Consider the following 18,066-nt stretch of genomic DNA (forward strand, 5'->3'; position numbering starts at 1 on the left):
ATCGCATCGATGTCGCGCGCGCGAGCGAAAAAGTGGCGCGATGCGCGTCGCGCGGGGATTTCAGCGCGAAATCAAGAAACTAGATGAGTCGCCAAGCGGTTTTCCACAGCCCTTTCCCCGTGCGCTGGGGATAAGTTATACAAAGCCCGATACGCATTGATGCAACCTGAAGCGCGCATGACTTTTCCTTGGGCATCAGTCATTTAGCAGACTTTTAGGCGCGTTTTCAACAGGGTGCTCCCCAATTGATGGGGACAACATGTCCGCGCGCTGATGGCGAAAATTTATGTCCGCTTTGCTTTGTAATACAAAGTAAGCGGGTGGCATAATCCCGCCACTCGGGATTTGCAAATCTTCGTCCTCATGCGCAGTCGCTTCCATCAACGAACGGGTTCACTGCTGGCATTGCTCGCAATGCTGCTGATCACGTTCGCGCCGATGGTCTCGCAACTGATCGCCGCCAGCGCGCATGCCGACGAACTCACCGCCGAGCTCTGTTCGGCGCATGCGTCGACAGTCGAGCGTTCGGGCGGTCATCATTCGACGCATTCGACAGACACGCTCGCGCATCTCGACGACCAGGCTTGCGGCTACTGTCACTTCTTCGCGCACGCGCCCGCCATCTCCGATGCACGCGCCCCCGCAGCGCTCGACGTTCCTGCACGCCGCAGCGTCGCGGTCGCGCGGATTCGCATCGAGCGTCCCGCGCCTCCTTTCACCACTGCGCAGCCTCGCGCCCCTCCGGTTCTCGTCTGATTTCGTCCTAACGGATCGATTGCCTTTCGCGGCATCGAACGGCGCCGCGCGTCCATCGCGTCGCGCCGCGCTCATTCATCACGAATTCGAAGAAGAACCATGCTCACTTTCAGCAAGGGGCGGCGTCGTGCCGTCCGCACACGCAGAAGCGAGGACGCTGCCATGAAGCGACTCGCCCGACAACGCGCCCTCATGACGGGCCTCACCGCGCTCGCCGCGACCCGCGCATTCGCGCAGGCCGAACCCGCGACGCTTCCCGCCGTCATCGTTCAAGGACAGGCGCAACATTCGCTGACATCGCAAAACGTCGCCGATCAGAAGCGCACGCTCGACGCGACGGTCGGCTCGGTCGGCTTCGTCGATAGCGCCGATTACCAGAACACCTACGCCTTCACGTTGCGCGACGTCCTCAAGAACGTGCCCGGCGTTTTCGTGCAGAACCGCTACGGCCAGGAGTTGCGCCTCTCGATTCGCGGCTCGGGCCTCGCGCGCGGCTATCACACGCGCGGGCTGGAGATACTGCAGGACGGCATCCCGACCAATCTCGCCGATGGCAGCGGCGACTACTATCAGATCGACCCGCTCGCGCTGCAATCCGTCGATGTCTACAAGGGCGGCAACGGCCTCGCGTACGGCTCGTCGATGATGGGCGGCGCGATCGATTTCGTCACGCCTTCCGCCTACACCGCCGATGCGCCGAACATCGTGCGGCTCGAAGGCGGCAGCTTCGGCACGATCCGGGGCAGCGCGCAGTTTTCGCGCGTGATGGGTCCGCTGGATTTCATCGGCACTTTCTCGGTGAATCATGCGGACGGTTATCGCGATCACGAGCGCGGCCAGTACGAGCAGTTCAACGCGAATATCGGCTATCGATTCTCGCCGGATGTGGAGACGCGCTTCTATCTCGGCGCGTATGTCGTCGATCAGCAGCTTCCCGGCACGCTCTCGCTTTCCGACGCGCTCAACAATCCGACGAAGGCATCCGCGAGCGCGCTGGCGGGCGATCAGGCGCGCGATACGCGCACCGAGCGCATCGCCAACAAGACGACCGTCAAGCTCGATGTCGGGCAGCTCGATATCGTCACGTGGGCAATCCACAAGAGTCTGTATCACCCGATCTTCCAGGTCATCGATCAGGACGGCTGGACCTACGGCATCGCGCCGCGCTATACCGCGACGTTCAACGTGAGCGGGATGCGCAACGATGTCATCGCGGGCGCGCGTTTCTTCGGCGGCAACACGCAGGCGCGGCAGTGCGTGAACGTGTCGGGCAACGAAGGCGCGCAAACGCTCGATTCGACGCAAAGCGCCTACAACTACGAGGCGTACGTCGAAGACCGTCTGTTCTTCCTGCCGACCGTCGCGCTGATGGCCGGCTTCAAGGCGTTGCGCGACGTGCGCAAGTATGTCGATCACGGCGGGCTCGCGGCCGATCCGAACTACAAGTCGGCTAGCGAGACCTTCAGCGGCGTGAATCCGAAGCTCGGATTGATGTGGCAGCCGAATCGCGACATCCAGGCGTATGTGGACATTACGCGCAGCCAGGACGTGCCGGATTTCGGCGATCTCACGCAGACCTTTTCGAGCACGACGCAATTCACGCCGCTCACGTCGCAGCATGCGTGGACGCTCGAGCTCGGCACGCGCGGCACGCGCGATCGCGTGAGCTGGGACGTCACCGCGTATCGCTCGCTCGTGCGCGACCAGTTGCTTCAGTACACGACGAATCCCGACATACCGGCATCGACGTTCAATGCGAACAAGACGGTGCTGCAGGGCATCGAAGCCGGCGTATCGGTCGATGTGTGGCGCGACGTCACGCACGCGGGCGCGGGCGACAGGATCACGCTGTCGGGCTTGTGGAACCTGAGCGATTTCCGCTTCAAGGACGATCCGCAGTACGGCAACAACCGCATCGCGGGCGTGCCGGTGAACGTGTTGCGCGCCGTGCTCGGCTATGCGCGGCCGAACGGCTTTCACATTTCCGCATCCGTCGACTGGGTGCCGGCGGGCGCGTGGGCCGACGACGCCAACACGTTGCGCGTGCCGGGCTATACGCTCATCGGCGTGCAGGCGGGGATGGATTTTCGCAACGGCCTCTCGGTGTTTCTGGACGCGCGCAATCTGACCAACAAGCGCTACGTGAGCGACATCAGCACGATCGCGGATGCGCGCACCGCGTCGTCGACCGCGATCTTCTATCCGGGCGAAGGCCGCAGCATCTTCGCGGGCGTGCGCTACGCGTTCTGAGCGCGCGGCGGCGACTTAGCTGCCGCGATACTGCGCGGCGCTGGCGGGCGCCGGCGCCGCCGGCTTCTTCGCGTCCTTGTCCCTGGACTTGGCCACGCCGGTCGCCGCCGCATCCGACGACATGTACGCCGGCGCCGCCTTCGCCTTCTGCTTCTGCCCTGCGGGCGGCGCGGTCGGCGCTTTGCCGATATCGGCGAGCATCTGCTGGCAAGGCAGCGGCTTGTTGTTGCTCGGCGCGATGAGCGGAATCAGCGCCGCGAACGGATTGATGAGACCGAGACCCACGGCGGCCGCGCCGCGCAGCGCGAGCACCGGACTCACGCCGACGTGCGGATCCTTGAACGTGCCCTTCACGTACAGCGGCGAGCGCAGGGAGAAAATGCGCAGGCCCTTCGTGTGCGGATGGATGCCGAGATCCATGTCCTCGGTCTTCAGATTGATCGTGCCGTCGACATTGATGACGGCATCGTCGGTGTCGAGCGCGAACACGCGCGAATCGAGCACGCCGTCGGTCACGACGAAATCCGCCGCCGCGCAGTTGATGTTCACGTCGCGCTTGCCGAAGAGCTTCTCGTAGACCACGTTCGCCACGTTCAGCCCCGCCGCTTCCATATACAGACGGCTCACGGTGCCTTCCGTGATGAGCGCCTTCACCTCGCCGTTCGATGTCGCCGCGAGCGCCGCGGGCGAATTGCCGGTCGCGGAAAGCGCGGCGTCGCCGTTGACCTCGCCGAGCGCGGATTGCATCGTCTTCACGGTCGGGAACAGCTGCTTGAGCTTCAGATGCCGCGCCTGCGCGGACACGCGGCCCTTGAGCGGCGCGGCGCTGCCGTCGAGATGAATGTTCGATGCGAGCGAGCCGCCCGCCACGCCGAACTTGAGCGGCTCGAACGACAGCACGCCGTCGTTCATGATGACGTGCGTGTACAGATCGGTGATCGGCAGATCAGGATCCTTGATGATGCGCTGGCCGGTGAACTTGACGTCGGCATCGATGGCCTTCCAGCGATCGGTCTTGAACTCTTCGGTCGGCAGCGCCTTCGACGACGGCTGCTTCTCCGTCTCGCCGCGCTTCGCCTTGCTCGCGTTCGAATCGGCACCGATGATCGGCGCGAGATCCTTGAACTGCAGCAGATGCGACACGAGCTCGCCCTTCAGGAGCGGACGCGGCTTCTTGCCCGCATAGACGAGCGAACCGTTGATATCGCTGCCGCCGACGCGCCCGGTGAAGTTCTCGTAATGGAACACGTTGCCGTCCTCGCGGAACTGGCCGGTCAGACGCCCTTCGGTCGCGAACGGCGGCGTTTCGGGCAAGGTCACGCCCGTGAACGGATACAGATGCGCCATGCTCACCGCCTGAACCCACAGGCGCAGATCGAGCGCGGCCAGATGCGCCGGATCGGTCACGGTGCCGACGAACGCGATATGCGTGTCGCCGAGGCGCACGTCGGCCTGAACCGGGAACGGGCGCTTCGCGTCCTGCACGGCGAGCACGCCGCCGAGCTTGCCTTCGCCCGAAACCTTGCCGTTGTTGTACGTGCCCTTCACGGTCCAGCCGAATGCGTACGGCGGAATCGGCGGTTTCGGGCCTTCCTTGGTCGTGATGCTGGTATTGGCCGACGTGCTCGCCGGATTCGGCGCCGATGCGTTCGCCGCAGCCGCCGCCGATGCAGCCGACGCCGCCGACGCTTCCGAGGCCGCGGCCGCATCCGCTTGTTTGTTGAGCTTCGCCGCGCCGCTCTTGCCGACCATTTCCGCCGACGACTTCGCCGACGCCGCTTCCTGCTGCTTCATCACCTCGCCGATCGGCACGGCCTGGCCGAGCGTATCGATGACGACCTGCATCTCGGCCTTCGTGACTTCATCGTGGATATCGACGGTGCCCTTCGCGAGTGAAATATCGCCGAGCTTGAGATTCCAGGTCGACGGCTCGGTCGATTGCTTGAACTTGAACGTCCAGTTATTGCGATTGTCCTTGAGCCGCTCGACATCGATCGACGGATTCACGAGATTGATCGTCGGAATCACGATGTCGTGCGCGAGCAGCGGCAGCACTTCGACCTGGAAGTCGATTTCATCGAGCGTGGCGAAGTGCTGCTGGCGCGCCCAGTCCGGATTCGCGATCGTGATTTTTTCAGCGGAGAAGCGCGGCCACGGCACCCAGCGTTTCCAGCCCGTCTCGTTTGGCGGACGCTGCCAGCCGACTTTCAGATCGCCGGTGATTTCGAAGCGGCGGCCGATTGCTTCCGAGACCTTGTCGTCCACCCAGGGCCGCAGCCGGTTCCAGTCGAACGTCAGAAAAATGACCACCAGTATTGCGATCAGAACCGCCAGAACGGCAAAAATCCATGCGACGATCCTTCCGATTTTTTTTCCGGTCGTTCGGGCCTGCGCCATGACGGCTCCATCCTTTTTTGCTGATTATGATTGCGGCAGCACATCGTGTGCCCGCGGCTTATGCGTCCGCTGAATGCCGAATGTCCGTAAGATGCTCATCCAGAGAACGACACACACACCCACGATGCAGGACGCGACATCGACCGAACTCGTCGCCACGCACGGCGTGATGCGCCGGGACGCCGCGCGCGGCACGGTGCTGCTGCATGCCACGGATTTCGCACTCGACGAAAGCCAGCGCGCCGCGATCACCGGACCGTCGGGCTCGGGCAAGAGCGTGTTTCTGCGCACGCTCGCGCTGCTCGATGCGTGCGATGCCGGTTTCGTTACGTGGCGCGGCGAGCGCATCGCGCGTGCGCAGATTCCGGCTTACAGGCGGCGCGTCGCGTATATCGCGCAACGGCCCGCGATGCTCGACGGCACCGTCGAAGACAATCTGCGCTATCCGTTTTCGCTGAAGGCTTATCGCGACACGCATTTCGATCGCGATATCGCGATGCGGCTCGCGCAGGCGGCCGGACGCAGCGCGGACTTCCTCGACAAGTTCGCAAGCGATCTGTCCGGCGGCGAGGCGCAGATCGCCGCGCTCGTGCGGGTGCTGCAACTCGCGCCCGACGTGCTGCTGCTCGACGAACCGACCGCATCGCTCGATCCGGCGTCGGCACGCTCGATCGAAGCGCTCGTGGCCGCGTGGTTCGACGCCGATGAAGCGCGCGCGTGCATCTGGGTATCGCACGATCCGGATCAGGCGCGGCGCGTCGCCACGCGTCATCTGACGATGAACGCAGGCGTACTCGGCGAGGACAAGCGATGAGCGGCTATCAGAACCTCAGTCTCTTCGATATCGGCCTGGCGGCGGCGCTGATCGTCGTCAATGGCGCGCTGTCGGTTGCGCTCGACCTCGGTCTCGAACGCAAGCTCTTCGTCGCCGCGATCCGCACCGTCGTGCAATTGCTGCTGATCGGGTACGTGCTCGGCTGGGTGTTCGCGTTCAATCGCTGGTATGTCGTGCTGCCGCTGATGGCGCTGATGACGGTCATCGCCGGATTCGCCGCCTCCGATCGCGGACGGCGCACTTATCGCGGACAGCGCGCGGACAGCATCCTGTCGATTTGGGGCAGTTCGTGGCTGATCGGCGCGTTCGGGCTGTTCGTCGTGATCCGGATTCATCCGTGGTATGAGCCGCAATACGCGATTCCGATCCTCGGGATGATCCTCGGCAATTGCCTGACGGGCGTGTCGCTCGGCATCGAGCGCATGACGGAAGAACTGACTTCGGGACGCGCGGCGGTCGAGATGTCGCTCGCACTCGGCGCCTCGCGCTGGGAAGCGGCGCAGAGACCCGCGCGCCAGGCCGTGCGCGCGGGCATGATTCCGACGTTGAATCAGATGGCCGTGGTCGGTCTCGTCAGCCTTCCCGGCATGATGACCGGCCAGGTGCTCGCCGGGCAGTCGCCATTGCAGGCGGTGCGGTATCAGATCGTCATCATGTTTCTGATTGCGGCGGGCTCGGGGCTCGGCGTGGTCGGGGCCGTCGTGCTGACGTATCGGCGGCTGTTTTCGCGGGACCATCGGTTCATGGCGTCGAAGCTCGTCGAACGAAAAGCCCGCAAACGCGCCGCGTAGCTCACTCGCCGTTGTACGCCCGCTCGAGCGCCGGGAGATCGAGCTTGATCATCCCTTGCATCGCTTTCATGGTGCGGTCGGCTTTCACCGGGTCCGGGTCCTGCAACATGCCGAGCAGACGCGTCGGCGCAACTTGCCACGTCACGCCGAAGCGGTCCGTGAGCCAGCCGCAGGCCAGCGAACGGCCGCCGTCCATCAGCTTGTCCCAGTAATGGTCGACTTCTTCCTGCGACTCGCACTTGATGAACATAGAAACGGCCGGCGTGAACGCGAACTCCGGATTGCCGTTCAGCGCCAGGAAGTCCTCGCCTTCGAGTTCGAACATCACGGCGATGACGCTGCCGACCGGCTTCGGGCCCGACTCGGTGCTGCGCATGATGTCCTTGATGCGCGCGTTCCTGAACGTGCTGACATAAAAGTTCGCGGCCTCTTCGGCGTTGCCGCCTTGGAACCACAGACAGGGCGAAATCTTGTGCATGTGCGTTGCTCCGTTCTCACTAGCGTGCGTGGTTTCGTTCATTGACCGCAAGGCTGCTGCGCCATCGCCTGCTTCATTTCTTCCGGCGTCATGTCACGCGTATGCGTCGCGACCGACCATTGATGACCGAACGGGTCTTCGAGACGCCCGTAGCGGTCGCCCCAGAACATGTCGGCGACGGGCATCGTGACTTTCGCGCCGGCGCTTTCGGCCTGCTTCACGGTGGCGTCGGCGTCTTCGACATACAGGTGTATCGTGACCGGCGATCCGTTCAGCGCCTTCGGACCGACCGAGCCGAATTGCGGGAACTCATCGACGAGCATCAGCATGGAATCGCCGATTTTGACCATCGCGTGCATGAGCTTGCCGTCGGGCCCGGGCATGCGGCCCAGCTCGATGGCGTTGAACGCGCGCTTGTAGAACTCGATCGCTTCCGCGGCGCCCGCGCACACGAGATGCGGGGTCAGCGAACGCATGCCTTCGGGAATCGGCTTGACGGCGGATTGGGACATGTCGGCTCCGTGTAGTGAGTGAGCGCGCCGGGTTTGGCGCGGTCTCATAGCCTACGACGAACGGGCCGCGCGCGAATCGACACAAGCCCGCAGACGCCTGTCAAATTTCTTCGACCGGCGCGCGCCGATAGCTTATTTCGAATGCTGTTCCGCGAGCGATTGAATCAGCGCTTCGAGCCGCGAGAAATTGACCGGCTTGGTCAGATGATCGCGAAAACCGGCTTCGCGGCAACGGCGGATGTCCTCGTCCATGCCGTAGCCCGTGATCGCCACCGACGGCTTGTCGGGCTGCAGGCTCTGCCACGCGCGCGCGATATCGAGTCCGCTGCCGTCGGGCAGGCCGATATCGCTGACGAGCAGATCGAACGGCCCGCTCTTCGCGCGTTCGAGCGCCTGAGCGACCGTTACGGCAACCGACACTTCGTGGCCGAGCATTTCGAGCACTTCGGCCATCGCCGACGACGTCTGCTCGTTGTCCTCCACGAGCAGCACCTTGAGCGCGCGTCCCTGTTCCCGGCTCGCGGCTTCGATGAGCGGCTCGTCCTCGCGCGCGGGTTGCAGTTTCGCGAGCGGCAGCGTCAGCGTGAAGCGCGCGCCCGCGTCGCGGCCTTCGCTGTAGGCCGAAAGCGTGCCGCCGTGCTTCTGCGCGAGCGTGCTCGCGATCGCGAGACCGAGCCCGAGGCCGCCGAACGAGCGCGTGATGGAATCGTCGGCCTGTTCGAACGCCGAGAAAATGCGCGGCAACGCCTCCGCGCTGATGCCGATGCCGCTGTCCGTCACGGAAACGGCGATCGTCGACGGATCCGGATTCCAGGTCCGCACGTCGATGCGCCCGCCCGCCGGCGTGAACTTCACCGCGTTCTTCATCAGATTCCAGATGATCTGCTGAAGGCGCGCCGCGTCGCCGAGCACGACGAACCGGCCCGCGTCGAAATGCGTTTCGAGCGTGAGGCTCTTCGCGCGCAGATCGGCTTCGGACATGTCGAGCGCGCTCGTCAGCAAGGTATCGAGCGCGACGCTCGCGAAATTCAGCGACAGCTTGCCGCGCGCGATGCTCGTGAGATCGAGCAGATCGTCGATGAGGCGCGCTTCCAGCTCGACATTGCGGCGGATGAGATCGAGCGTCGGATGCGCCTCGCGCGGCAGCGAGTGCTTCATTTCAAGCAGGCGCACGGCGGCGAGAATCGGCGTGAGCGGCGTGCGCAGTTCATGCGAGAGCACCGCCAGAAAATGGTCCTTCGCGCGATTCGCCGATTCCGCCTGATCCTTTGCGAGCCGCAGCGCGTCGGCGGCCATGTGGGCGTCGGTCGCGTCGCGCACGATCTTCGAAAAGCCGATCAGTTCGTCGTGCTCGCTGCGGATCGCCGTCGTCACGCCCGAGGCGAAAAACGAATGGCCATCCTTGCGCCAGAGCCAGCGGTCGTCGCTCGCGCTGCCTTCGCGCCGCGCGGTTTCCAGCTCGGCGTCGAACACGCCGCCCTCGCGATCTTCCTGCGCATAGAAGATGTTCGCGGACTGGCCGAGCACGTCCTGCGCGGGAAAGCCCAGAATGCGCTCCGACGCCGCGTTCCATGTGCGGATGCGGCCTTCGGGATCGAGCGTGATGACCGCGTAATCCTTCAGCGCATCGATGAGCAGGCGGAAATGCGTCTCCGTTTCGCGCAACGCCCGCTCGACGGCGATGCGTTGCGCGCGCTCGGCGCTCTCGCGCATCGCGCGGCGCACGACGGCGGGCAGCCGCTGCAGGCGCTGTTTCAGCACGTAATCGGTTGCGCCGCGCTTGAGCATATCGACGGCGTGCTCTTCGCCGAGCAAGCCCGACACGAAGATGAACGGCGTGTCCGGGGAACGCTCGCTCGCGATCGTGAGCGCCTCGATGCCCGAGAAGGTCGGCATCACGAAGTCGGCGAGGATCACGTCGAAGCGCTTTTTCTCCAGCTCGGCGATGAACGCCGCGGAGTCGTACACGATCGACGCCTCGACCGCATAGTCCGCGCGTTCGAGTTGGGCGATCGTCAGCTCCGCATCGAGTGCGTTGTCTTCGACGAGAAGCAGATGCAGAGGCTGCATGATCTAGGCGTCCTCTTGAAAGGACGCTTGCGGGCGCACCGGCCGGGACGGATTCGTGCTCATGGGCGCAGCGGTCATTGCGCGGGCGGCGGGCGGCGAAAGCGCGTCGAGCCCGGCGGCGGCTCGTTGAGCACGGCCCAGAACACGCCGAGATCGCTGATCGCCTCGACGAATTCGGCGAATTCCACCGGCTTCACCACATATGCGTTGACGCCGAGTTCATAGCTGCGGATGAGATCCTGCTCCTCGCGCGACGACGTGAGCATGACCACCGGCACGCTCTTCAGCGATGCGTTCGAGCGGATCATGTCGAGCACTTCGAGGCCGTCGATCTTCGGCAGCTTCAGGTCGAGCAGGATCACCGCCGGATTGCCGGGCGCGCGCTCCTTCCACTCGCCTTCGGAGGTGAGATAGTCGATGGCTTCCTGACCGTCGCGCGCCACGATCACCTCGTTGGCGAGCTGACTCTTGTCGAGCGCGACGAGCGTGAGCTCGAGATCGTTCGGATTGTCTTCGACGAGCAATATCGGTTTAAGCATGGTTTTTTCTTGACTTTGTATTTGGCGCGCCTTGCGTCCCGTTCGCGTTGCGGAATGTCACGGGCAGCGAGAAATAGAATACCGCGCCCTCTCCCAGCCGCCCTTCGGCCCACGTGCGCCCGTCATGACGCTCGATGATGCGCCGCACGTTGGCGAGCCCGATGCCCGTGCCCTCGAACTCTTCCGCGCGATGCAGGCGCTGGAACACCCCGAACAGCTTCGCGCCGTACTTCATGTCGAAGCCGACGCCGTTGTCGCGCACGCCGATCACGTATTCGTCGCCGCTTCGGGTCGCGAATATCTCGATTTTCGCCGATTCCCGCGTCCGCGTATATTTCACCGCGTTCGATATCAGGTTGCGCACCGCAAGCTGAAGGAAAGCGGCGTCGCCGGTCACGCGCGGCAGATCGCCGATCACCCATTCGATGCTTCTTCCCGAGCCTTCCACCTCGACTTCCTGCACGACCGACTTCACGAGCAGGCCGAGATCGACCGGCGCGGGCCGGAGCGCGGCGCGGCCCATCTGCGAGAACGTCAGCAGGTCGTCGACGAGCGTGCCCGCGAAACGCGCAGATTCCAGCATGTTGTTGAGAAACCGCCGGCTCTTGTCCGACATGCGCTCGCCTTCCTGCTCGCGCAGAAGATCGCCGTATCCGGCGATATGGCGCAGCGGCGCGCGCAGATCATGCGATACCGAATACGAGAACGCCTCCAGCTCCTTGTTCGCGCGCGTGAGTTCGGTCGCGAGTTCCGCGCGCTCTTCCGCGCGGCGCAGCACGATGTTCAGCAGCGCGCCGCGCAGTTCGGCGGCGATTTCGAGCTCGCTCTGACGCCACAGCGCCGAATGGCCGCGCACCGTTTCGAGCCACGGCGAAAAGCTCGTGCGCGGCGCGCTCGAGCCATCCGCGCTTTCGATCTTGACCGGCTCGCCCGCCCATTCGATCGTCTGCATCAGTTCGGGACGGAACCACAGCAAATAGTTGCGGAAGATCTGCGAGACCGGCACCGCGAGCACGCCGCACGCCTTGTCTGCGTGCGCCTTGGCGGGCGGCCATTCGCGCGCGAGCGAATCCGTCGCCCACACGCCGGAGGTGTTTTCCGCGAGCCAGTGCGTGAGCGCGCGCACGGTGTCCTCGTCGGGCGTCGCGCCGAGCAGCGTGACCTGATCGTCGAAGACGATCGCCGCGCCCGCGGAACGCGCGAAACTCAGTACGTCGCCCGGCACGGCGCGCAAGCCGGCGACGAAGTTCTCGTGCTCGCCCATCGCCGAAATCAGGCGGCTCATCGTGCGGCGCAGCGCGCTCAGATATTCGCCCTCGGCGCGCTCTTCCTTCGCTTCGATCTGCAAGGACAGCATGTGCCCGAGATGCTCGACCGCGACGCGCGTATTGAACGGCACGATGCGCGCGCTGTGATCGTGACACGAGATGAGTCCCCACAACTGTCCCCGCACGACGATCGACACGGACATCGACGCATGCGTGCCCATGTTGCGCATGTACTCCAGATGCACGGGCGAGAAGCTGCGCAGCGTCGCAAACGTGAGATCGGTGGGGCGTCCGGTGACGGGATTCACGCTCGGCACGAGGCGCGCGGGCGTGTAGTCGACATCGGCGACGAGGCGGATACGGTTCTTCAGATACAGCGCGCGCGCCTGACGCGGAATGTCCGACGCCGGGAAGAACTGATGCAGGAACGACGGATAACTCGCGTCGCGGTCCTCCGCGAGCACGTGGCTGCGGCCTTCCTCGTCGAAGCTATAGAGCATCACGCGGCCGAAGCCCGTGATCGCCCGCACTTCGCGCACGGCGAGCTCCGCGAGCGCCTGCACGCTGCCGCCCTCCTGCAGCCCGCGCGCGAACGTGCGGACGAGCGGATACATCGACGCGAACGCATCGCCCGTCGCGGCGGCGGTCTCCATCTCGACGATGAGCGTGCCGTCATGACGATGTATCGTCACATCGAGGCGCAACGCCTTATCGGACGACGACGGCGCGAGATCGATCGGGCCGATGTAAAGCGGCGCGTCGTCGAGCGCGGACGTGGCGGCCGCCTGCCCGATGCGCTGCGCGCCCGCCGCGCCGAGCACGACATCGAGCGGAGCGCCGAGCAGTTCGTCGACACCCGCGTTCGTCAGCGAGACGAGGTTCTCGCTGACCTGCAGGATGTGCAGATCGTCGGACAGCACGAGCAGAAATCCATGCGGCTGGATGCCGCCGGGAATGTGGATCGGCTCGGCATCGCAGTCCTGGCTGGCGACGCCCGAGCTGAGCGTGCGCCGGCGCGCTTCGGCATCGGGCGGTCCTTGCGATGCTTCGCGCACGGCCCTCGCGCCGATGGGCGGCTCGCTCGCGGACTCGCTCATGAACCCGCTCCCGGCGCGGGCTGCGAATACTCGATGCCGATTGCTTCAGGACACAGCCACGCTTGCAGACTTTCGAACGTCGCGATGGCGGCTTTCACCGCATCGTCGTGAAGGCGTTCGGGCACGCTTGCCGCCGCGGTCTCGCGAAACGCGTTCCACATGCTGCCCGTGCGCGGGCCGTAGCCGTCGAAATACGCGTTGCCGATGCCCGGCGCGAGATCGAGACGCGCGGCCACATGCGGCGCGATGAAGCGGCCGCCGAGCGTGCTGCCTTCCATCACGTACATCGAGCCGATGGCATCGCCGATGTTGTCCATACGCGGCAGGTCATCGCGCGCGCCGGCTTGCGGCAGCGATCCGGCGGACGGCGTTTCACCCGTCAGCGCGGCGAGATCGGCGGCGAGGAGCGACGCCTTGCGGCGCGCATCGAAAAAGTCCGCGAGCGACGACGGCAGGCACGCGGCCGCCGCGTCTTCCCACGGCGCGACGTAACCATAGAATCGTTCGAGCAGCGCGATGTATTCGTCGCGCTGAAGGTCGTCCCGCATCAGGTCGAGCGCATTCTCCAGCCGCGCGTGGCACGCAGCGGTTTCGTTCTTCAGACGGGACAGAAGGTCGAGTGGCATGTTCCGTTGTGTTGGCTTCAGTCCGCAAAGCGGTCATGGGATGCAAGCATCGGAAGGGCTTACCGGTTTGCGCGCTTGTTGAAATACGCGCATCGGTAGAAAAAACGCGGCGAACGTTGCGTTCAAGCCCGCTCCCGATCAACGAATCATTCTACGCAAGCGGCCCGCGCGCTGCCATCCGCGAAGGCTTTTCACCGTTCGGTTCAGCGCTCCTTCGACTGCCCTTCGCCGCTGTTCGCATTCGCATGTTCGTCGCGCTGCGTGTCGCGCTGATAGTCGCCGCCGCCGCGCCGGTCCGTGTCGACGAGACCGTGTTCGAGGTCCTCGTGCGCCTGCTTGCCAACATCGCGCGCGCCATGTTCGCGTTGCGATTCGACGTTCTGATCCGCCTCGTGAGGCAGCGGCGCGTTCGACGCATCGTCGCGCGCCTGCTTCTCGCGATCCTTGCTCGCCATTTCGCGTCCGCGTTCGGGCACGCTCTCCGGGCCCGCGTTCGCCTGCTTCATGTTCGTCTCCTTGTGAACGCTCACTTGCGCGATGCGTTCATGCCAAGCCGCTTCTTCATCTCCGCCGTGAGCCGCTGACGCGCCTTGTCATAGCCCGCCCACGGATCGCTCTTCAGCGCATCGAGCCGCTCGCGCACGTTGCCGATATGCCATTGATCGCCGCTCGTGACGGAATCGAGTTCGTCCCAGGCAAGCGGCATCGATGCGCCGAGCCCCGGCCGCGCGCGCAGCGAGAATGCGGCGACCGTGCTGGAGCCGCGGTTGTTGCGCAGATAGTCGATGAAGATCTTGCCCTTGCGATTCTGCATGCCCATTTTCGCGGAGAAGAGCTTGGGCAGCGTGCTCGCCATATGCTGCGCGACGGCCTGCGAGAAATCCTTCATGTCGTCCCAGCTCGCCTGCTTCGCAAGCGGCACGACCACATGAAAGCCCTTGCCGCCGCTCGTCTTGCAGAACGACGTGAGACCGAGCTCGACGAGCAGATCCTTCGTGAGCTTCGCGGCCTCGATCATGCGTTCCCAGCCGACGCCTTCGCCCGGATCGAGATCGAAGATCATGCGATCCGGCTTCTCGATGTTCGACGCCACCGCGTTCCACGTATGCAGCTCGATCGTGCCCATCTGCGCGGTGCCGACGAGCGCCTGCGACGATTCGATCGTGAGCAGCGGCGGATGTCCCGGATCGATATCGGGATGCTGCGTGATATGCGGAATCGCGAGCTTCGCGCTGTGCTTCTGAAAGAACAGCTCGCCGCCGATGTCTTCCGGCGCGCGCACGAGCGACACCGGCCGATCCTTCAGATGCGGCAGCATCCAGTCGGCGACCGACGCGTAATACTCGACGACGTCGAGCTTGGTCAGCCCCGTCGATTTGTCGATCACGCGATCCGGATGGCTGATCTTCACGCCTGCGATTTCAGCCGGACTCGCCTTGGCCTTTTTCGCGGCCGTCGTCTTCTTCGCCGCGATTTTCTTTGCCGCGACTTTCTTCGCGGCCACGGGCTCTTCCTTCACGATCTGACGAGCGGGTTTATCGTCCCGCAAACTGACGAACGATGCTTGTCGCACGATGCGCTCCTTGGTCCATTCCGCGAAATTGCATTCCGCCACGAGCTCGGGCTTCACCCAATGCACGGGCGTGCGGCTGCGTTCCTGCGGCTCGCTTGCAAAGGGCATGCGTTGAGTCTCGCGCTTGTCGAGTTCCTTCTTCACCGCGACGAGCGTCGCGTGATCGAAGCCGCTGCCGACGCGCCCTGCGTACTGCAACTTGCCGTCCGTATCGTAGACGCCGAGCAGCAGCGCGCCGAACTGCCCGCGGCTGCCAGAGGGCTCCGAATAGCCGCCGATCACGAATTCCTGGCGGCGTCTGCACTTGAGCTTGATCCACGACGCACTGCGCCCCGAGACATAGGTGCTGTCGATCCGCTTGCCGATGATGCCTTCCAGCGCCATGTCGCAAGCGCTCTTGAGCAGGTCGTCGGCGTGAAAGGCGAAGTCTTGCGAGAAGCGCAGCACCGGATCGTCGAGCGGCTCGATGACCGCCTTCAGGATCGCACGGCGTTGCACGAGCGGCACGTTGCGCAAGTCGTAGCCGTTCAGATACGGCACGTCGAAGAAATAGACGACGATGTCTTGCGGGCGCCCCACGTCGAATGCGTTCTGCAGCGCCTGGAAGTCGGGCAAGCCGCGCTCGTCGAGCACCACGGCTTCGCCGTCCAGCCAGCCACTTTCGATATCGAGCTTGTCGAGCGCCTTCACCTGCTTCGAGAACTTCGCGGTCCAGTCGTTGCCGTTGCGCGTATAGATGCGAACTTCGCGCTTGCCCTTCACCGTTTCGATGCGCGCGAGCACGCGATAGCCATCGAACTTTATTTCGTAGCCCCAATCATCTCCGGGCGGCGCGGCATCGACGAGCGTGGCGAGTTGCGGCTTGAGCGTCGCGGGCAGCTTCGCCTTTTGCGCGCCTTCGATCGCCGGTTCGTGCGACAACGTGCGCAACGACTCGGCGTTGCGATTCGCGACGATATCCGGATGCGCGTGACCATTCCCCGCCTTCGCTGCTTTCGCCGAGGTCTTGCGCGCCGGCGCTTTCTTCGCGCCCGCCTTGCGTTCGTTGCGCTCGCGCAGCGCACCGGTTTCGTCGCGTGCGCCGAGCGAATCGGACAGCACGCTGCCGGGTTTCTTCAGCAAGATGTCGTACTCGGCTTCGGGGCGCGCTTCGTCGTCACGCTCCTTGATGAGCAGCCATTGCTCCTTGTCGCCGCTGCCGCGCATGTGGCTTTTCACGAGCGTCCAGCCGCCGTGCAGCTTTTCGCCGTCGAGCGTGAACTTGAGCTTGCCCTTTGCATACTCGCGCGCCGCGTCCTCGACGCTGCCCGATTGCGGCGCCCAGGTCCCGCGATCCCACACGATGACGCTGCCCGCGCCGTAGTTGCCTTCGGGAATCTCGCCTTCGAACGAGCCGTAATCGAGCGGATGATCTTCGACGTGCACCGCCAGCCGCTTCACCGACGGATCGAGACTCGGCCCTTTCGGCACCGCCCATGATTTGAGCGTGCCATCGAGTTCGAGACGGAAGTCGTAATGCAGGCGGCGCGCGTCGTGTTCCTGAATCACGAAGGACAGCGCGCTTTGCGTGGCCTTTTTCGCGCGCGCGCTGCGCTTCGTGGCGCCGGACGGCTCCGGCGTCTTGTCGAAACGCCGCATCCGTTGATAGGTTTCGAGTTTCTCAGCCATCGTCGTTGGGTCGTGCGCTTATGCGCGTTTGCGGCGCGTCGTCTTGCGTGCCGGACGCGCGGTTTCCTCGCCGCTTTCGTCGCCCGAATCGTCATCGGATTGCGCGGCCTTGCCGCCGCGTTTCGCCGCGCCGCCTTTCTTCAGGCTGCGCTTGAGCAGTTCGGACAAGTCGAGAATGTCGGCGGATGCCTTTTCCTCGCCACCTTCGTCAATCTTCATCACCTCGGCAACCTTGCCTTCCTTCACCTTCCTGTCGACGAGCGCCATGATGTCGTCCTTGAAGGTGTCGTGATACTTCGTCGGGTCCCAGGTGTCGCTCATGTCGTCGATGAGACGCTTGGCCATTTCGAGTTCCTTCGGCGTGACGCCGGCCTTTTTCGTGTCTTCGTCCGGGAACTTGAACTGGCTGAAGTCGCGCACTTCGTCGCCCCAGCGCAGCGTGTTGAGCGCGAGCGCGGGGCCGACCGGAATCAGCGCCGCCAGATGCTGCTTGTTGTGCAGCACGACGCTCGCGATGCCGACCTTGCCCGTATCCTTCAGCGCATCGCGAAGCAGCGCGTAGACCTTTTCGCCTTTGCGATCGGGCGCGAGGTAGTACGGCGTATCGAGCGAGAGGAACGAGATCTCGGGCGCATCGACGAAGGCGAGAATATCGACCGTCTGCGTCGATTCGGGATTGGCCGCGCGGATTTCGGCGTCGGTCATCACGACGTACTTGCCCTTCTCGTATTCGAAGCCGCGCACGATGTTGTCGCGCGTGACTTCCTTGCCCGTGTTCTTGTTGATCTGCTTGTAGCCGATCGGGTCCATCGAGCGCTTGTCGAGCAGGTTGAAGCCGACCTTCTCCGACTGCGTCGCCGGATAGAGTTGCACGGGCACGTGGACCAGCCCGAAGCTGATCGCGCCTTTCCAGATCATGTGCGGCATTGCGGCACCTTCGCTGTCGGATCGAATCGATGGATACGCTCGGGAACATGCGCCCAAGCGTTTCTGCGCGCCGTTTTCAGCGCGGCATCGAGAAGAATCGCACAAAGCGTGCCAAGCGGCGCGGGCGTGCGGACGCACGGCGCGCCGGGTCGCCCGCGCTTGCGTGCGGCCGTTCATCTGTAAGCTTTACTGAGGATGAGTTTGCGCGACAAGTTTGCGCGGTTCGGAAAACGAGACAGTTAGTTGCGTATGCGGCATCGAAAAAACGCGCCGGGAAGG

General features: G+C 64.3%; 14 protein-coding genes. 4 read left to right on the plus strand and 10 right to left on the minus strand.

Annotation, left to right across the window (positions count from 1 at the left end; all coding sequences use genetic code 11):
- Positions 1 to 363 precede the first annotated feature (363 nt).
- Together NCS00_RS07815 and NCS00_RS07820 are read left to right on the plus strand one after the other, a co-directional pair.
- Positions 364 to 756: a DUF2946 domain-containing protein gene (locus NCS00_RS07815; protein WP_284504322.1), complete on the plus strand. Its 393-nt coding sequence runs from the start codon at positions 364 to 366 to the stop codon at positions 754 to 756.
- A gap of 162 nt (positions 757 to 918) precedes the next feature.
- On the plus strand, positions 919 to 3,006 hold the full coding sequence (locus NCS00_RS07820; protein ID WP_250439808.1) for a TonB-dependent receptor family protein: 2,088 nt from the start codon (positions 919 to 921) through the stop codon (positions 3,004 to 3,006).
- Between the two features lie 15 nt (positions 3,007 to 3,021).
- Here the strand turns inward: NCS00_RS07820 and NCS00_RS07825 are convergent, their stop codons facing one another.
- The gene (locus NCS00_RS07825) at positions 3,022 to 5,403 is read right to left on the minus strand and encodes an AsmA family protein (protein WP_008349449.1); all 2,382 of its coding nucleotides are present in this window, start codon (positions 5,401 to 5,403) and stop codon (positions 3,022 to 3,024) included.
- Positions 5,404 to 5,527: 124 nt separating this feature from the next.
- Here NCS00_RS07825 and NCS00_RS07830 point away from each other — a divergent pair, with 124 nt between their 5' ends.
- Both NCS00_RS07830 and NCS00_RS07835 read left to right on the plus strand, forming a co-directional pair.
- On the plus strand, positions 5,528 to 6,217 hold the full coding sequence (locus NCS00_RS07830) for an ABC transporter ATP-binding protein (protein WP_250439824.1): 690 nt from the start codon (positions 5,528 to 5,530) through the stop codon (positions 6,215 to 6,217).
- Positions 6,214 to 7,029 carry an ABC transporter permease gene (locus NCS00_RS07835; protein ID WP_008349446.1) on the plus strand — a complete coding sequence of 272 codons (816 nt, stop codon included), beginning with the start codon at positions 6,214 to 6,216 and terminating at the stop codon, positions 7,027 to 7,029. Before NCS00_RS07830 ends, NCS00_RS07835 begins: the two co-directional genes overlap by 4 nt.
- Position 7,030: 1 nt before the next feature.
- Here NCS00_RS07835 and NCS00_RS07840 read toward each other — a convergent pair whose 3' ends face one another.
- The 9 genes from NCS00_RS07840 to ku form a co-directional block, all read right to left on the minus strand.
- The gene (locus NCS00_RS07840) at positions 7,031 to 7,507 is read right to left on the minus strand and encodes a VOC family protein (protein WP_008349443.1); all 477 of its coding nucleotides are present in this window, start codon (positions 7,505 to 7,507) and stop codon (positions 7,031 to 7,033) included.
- A 38-nt stretch (positions 7,508 to 7,545) separates the two neighbouring features.
- Positions 7,546 to 8,019, minus strand: coding sequence for a VOC family protein (locus NCS00_RS07845; RefSeq protein WP_008349441.1), 474 nt, complete (start codon positions 8,017 to 8,019; stop codon positions 7,546 to 7,548).
- A 132-nt stretch (positions 8,020 to 8,151) separates the two neighbouring features.
- Positions 8,152 to 10,089, minus strand: a complete 1,938-nt coding sequence (locus NCS00_RS07850) for a hybrid sensor histidine kinase/response regulator (RefSeq protein WP_250439809.1) — start codon at positions 10,087 to 10,089, stop codon at positions 8,152 to 8,154.
- Between the two features lie 74 nt (positions 10,090 to 10,163).
- Positions 10,164 to 10,628: a response regulator gene (locus NCS00_RS07855; protein WP_008349436.1), complete on the minus strand. Its 465-nt coding sequence runs from the start codon at positions 10,626 to 10,628 to the stop codon at positions 10,164 to 10,166.
- The gene (locus NCS00_RS07860) at positions 10,621 to 12,993 is read right to left on the minus strand and encodes an ATP-binding protein (RefSeq protein ID WP_244807386.1); all 2,373 of its coding nucleotides are present in this window, start codon (positions 12,991 to 12,993) and stop codon (positions 10,621 to 10,623) included. Before NCS00_RS07860 ends, NCS00_RS07855 begins: the two co-directional genes overlap by 8 nt.
- The gene (locus NCS00_RS07865; RefSeq protein ID WP_008349429.1) at positions 12,990 to 13,619 is read right to left on the minus strand and encodes a biliverdin-producing heme oxygenase; all 630 of its coding nucleotides are present in this window, start codon (positions 13,617 to 13,619) and stop codon (positions 12,990 to 12,992) included. Before NCS00_RS07865 ends, NCS00_RS07860 begins: the two co-directional genes overlap by 4 nt.
- Positions 13,620 to 13,822: 203 nt before the next feature.
- Complete coding sequence (locus NCS00_RS07870; RefSeq protein WP_034473466.1) at positions 13,823 to 14,125, minus strand: hypothetical protein; 303 nt, start codon at positions 14,123 to 14,125, stop codon at positions 13,823 to 13,825.
- Between the two features lie 20 nt (positions 14,126 to 14,145).
- Positions 14,146 to 16,860, minus strand: coding sequence for a DNA ligase D (gene ligD, locus NCS00_RS07875; protein ID WP_250439810.1), 2,715 nt, complete (start codon positions 16,858 to 16,860; stop codon positions 14,146 to 14,148).
- Positions 16,861 to 16,878: 18 nt separating this feature from the next.
- Positions 16,879 to 17,787: a non-homologous end joining protein Ku gene (ku, locus tag NCS00_RS07880; RefSeq protein WP_008349424.1), complete on the minus strand. Its 909-nt coding sequence runs from the start codon at positions 17,785 to 17,787 to the stop codon at positions 16,879 to 16,881.
- Positions 17,788 to 18,066: the final 279 nt, after the last annotated feature.

Source organism: Caballeronia sp. AZ1_KS37 (assembly GCF_023631165.1).
Taxonomy (GTDB): Bacteria; Pseudomonadota; Gammaproteobacteria; order Burkholderiales; family Burkholderiaceae; genus Caballeronia; species Caballeronia zhejiangensis.

Excerpts from the sequence above, each read along its gene's own strand:
- NCS00_RS07815 (WP_284504322.1), top strand. The coding sequence starts at position 364 with ATGCGCAGTCGCTTCCATCAACGAACGGGTTCACTGCTGGCATTGCTC.
- NCS00_RS07820 (WP_250439808.1), top strand. The coding sequence starts at position 919 with ATGAAGCGACTCGCCCGACAACGCGCCCTCATGACGGGCCTCACCGCG.
- NCS00_RS07825 (WP_008349449.1), bottom strand. The coding sequence starts at position 5,403 with ATGGCGCAGGCCCGAACGACCGGAAAAAAAATCGGAAGGATCGTCGCA.
- NCS00_RS07830 (WP_250439824.1), top strand. The coding sequence starts at position 5,528 with ATGCAGGACGCGACATCGACCGAACTCGTCGCCACGCACGGCGTGATG.
- NCS00_RS07835 (WP_008349446.1), top strand. The coding sequence starts at position 6,214 with ATGAGCGGCTATCAGAACCTCAGTCTCTTCGATATCGGCCTGGCGGCG.
- NCS00_RS07840 (WP_008349443.1), bottom strand. The coding sequence starts at position 7,507 with ATGCACAAGATTTCGCCCTGTCTGTGGTTCCAAGGCGGCAACGCCGAA.
- NCS00_RS07845 (WP_008349441.1), bottom strand. The coding sequence starts at position 8,019 with ATGTCCCAATCCGCCGTCAAGCCGATTCCCGAAGGCATGCGTTCGCTG.
- NCS00_RS07850 (WP_250439809.1), bottom strand. The coding sequence starts at position 10,089 with ATGCAGCCTCTGCATCTGCTTCTCGTCGAAGACAACGCACTCGATGCG.
- NCS00_RS07855 (WP_008349436.1), bottom strand. The coding sequence starts at position 10,628 with ATGCTTAAACCGATATTGCTCGTCGAAGACAATCCGAACGATCTCGAG.
- NCS00_RS07860 (WP_244807386.1), bottom strand. The coding sequence starts at position 12,993 with ATGAGCGAGTCCGCGAGCGAGCCGCCCATCGGCGCGAGGGCCGTGCGC.
- NCS00_RS07865 (WP_008349429.1), bottom strand. The coding sequence starts at position 13,619 with ATGCCACTCGACCTTCTGTCCCGTCTGAAGAACGAAACCGCTGCGTGC.
- NCS00_RS07870 (WP_034473466.1), bottom strand. The coding sequence starts at position 14,125 with ATGAAGCAGGCGAACGCGGGCCCGGAGAGCGTGCCCGAACGCGGACGC.
- ligD (WP_250439810.1), bottom strand. The coding sequence starts at position 16,860 with ATGGCTGAGAAACTCGAAACCTATCAACGGATGCGGCGTTTCGACAAG.
- ku (WP_008349424.1), bottom strand. The coding sequence starts at position 17,787 with ATGCCGCACATGATCTGGAAAGGCGCGATCAGCTTCGGGCTGGTCCAC.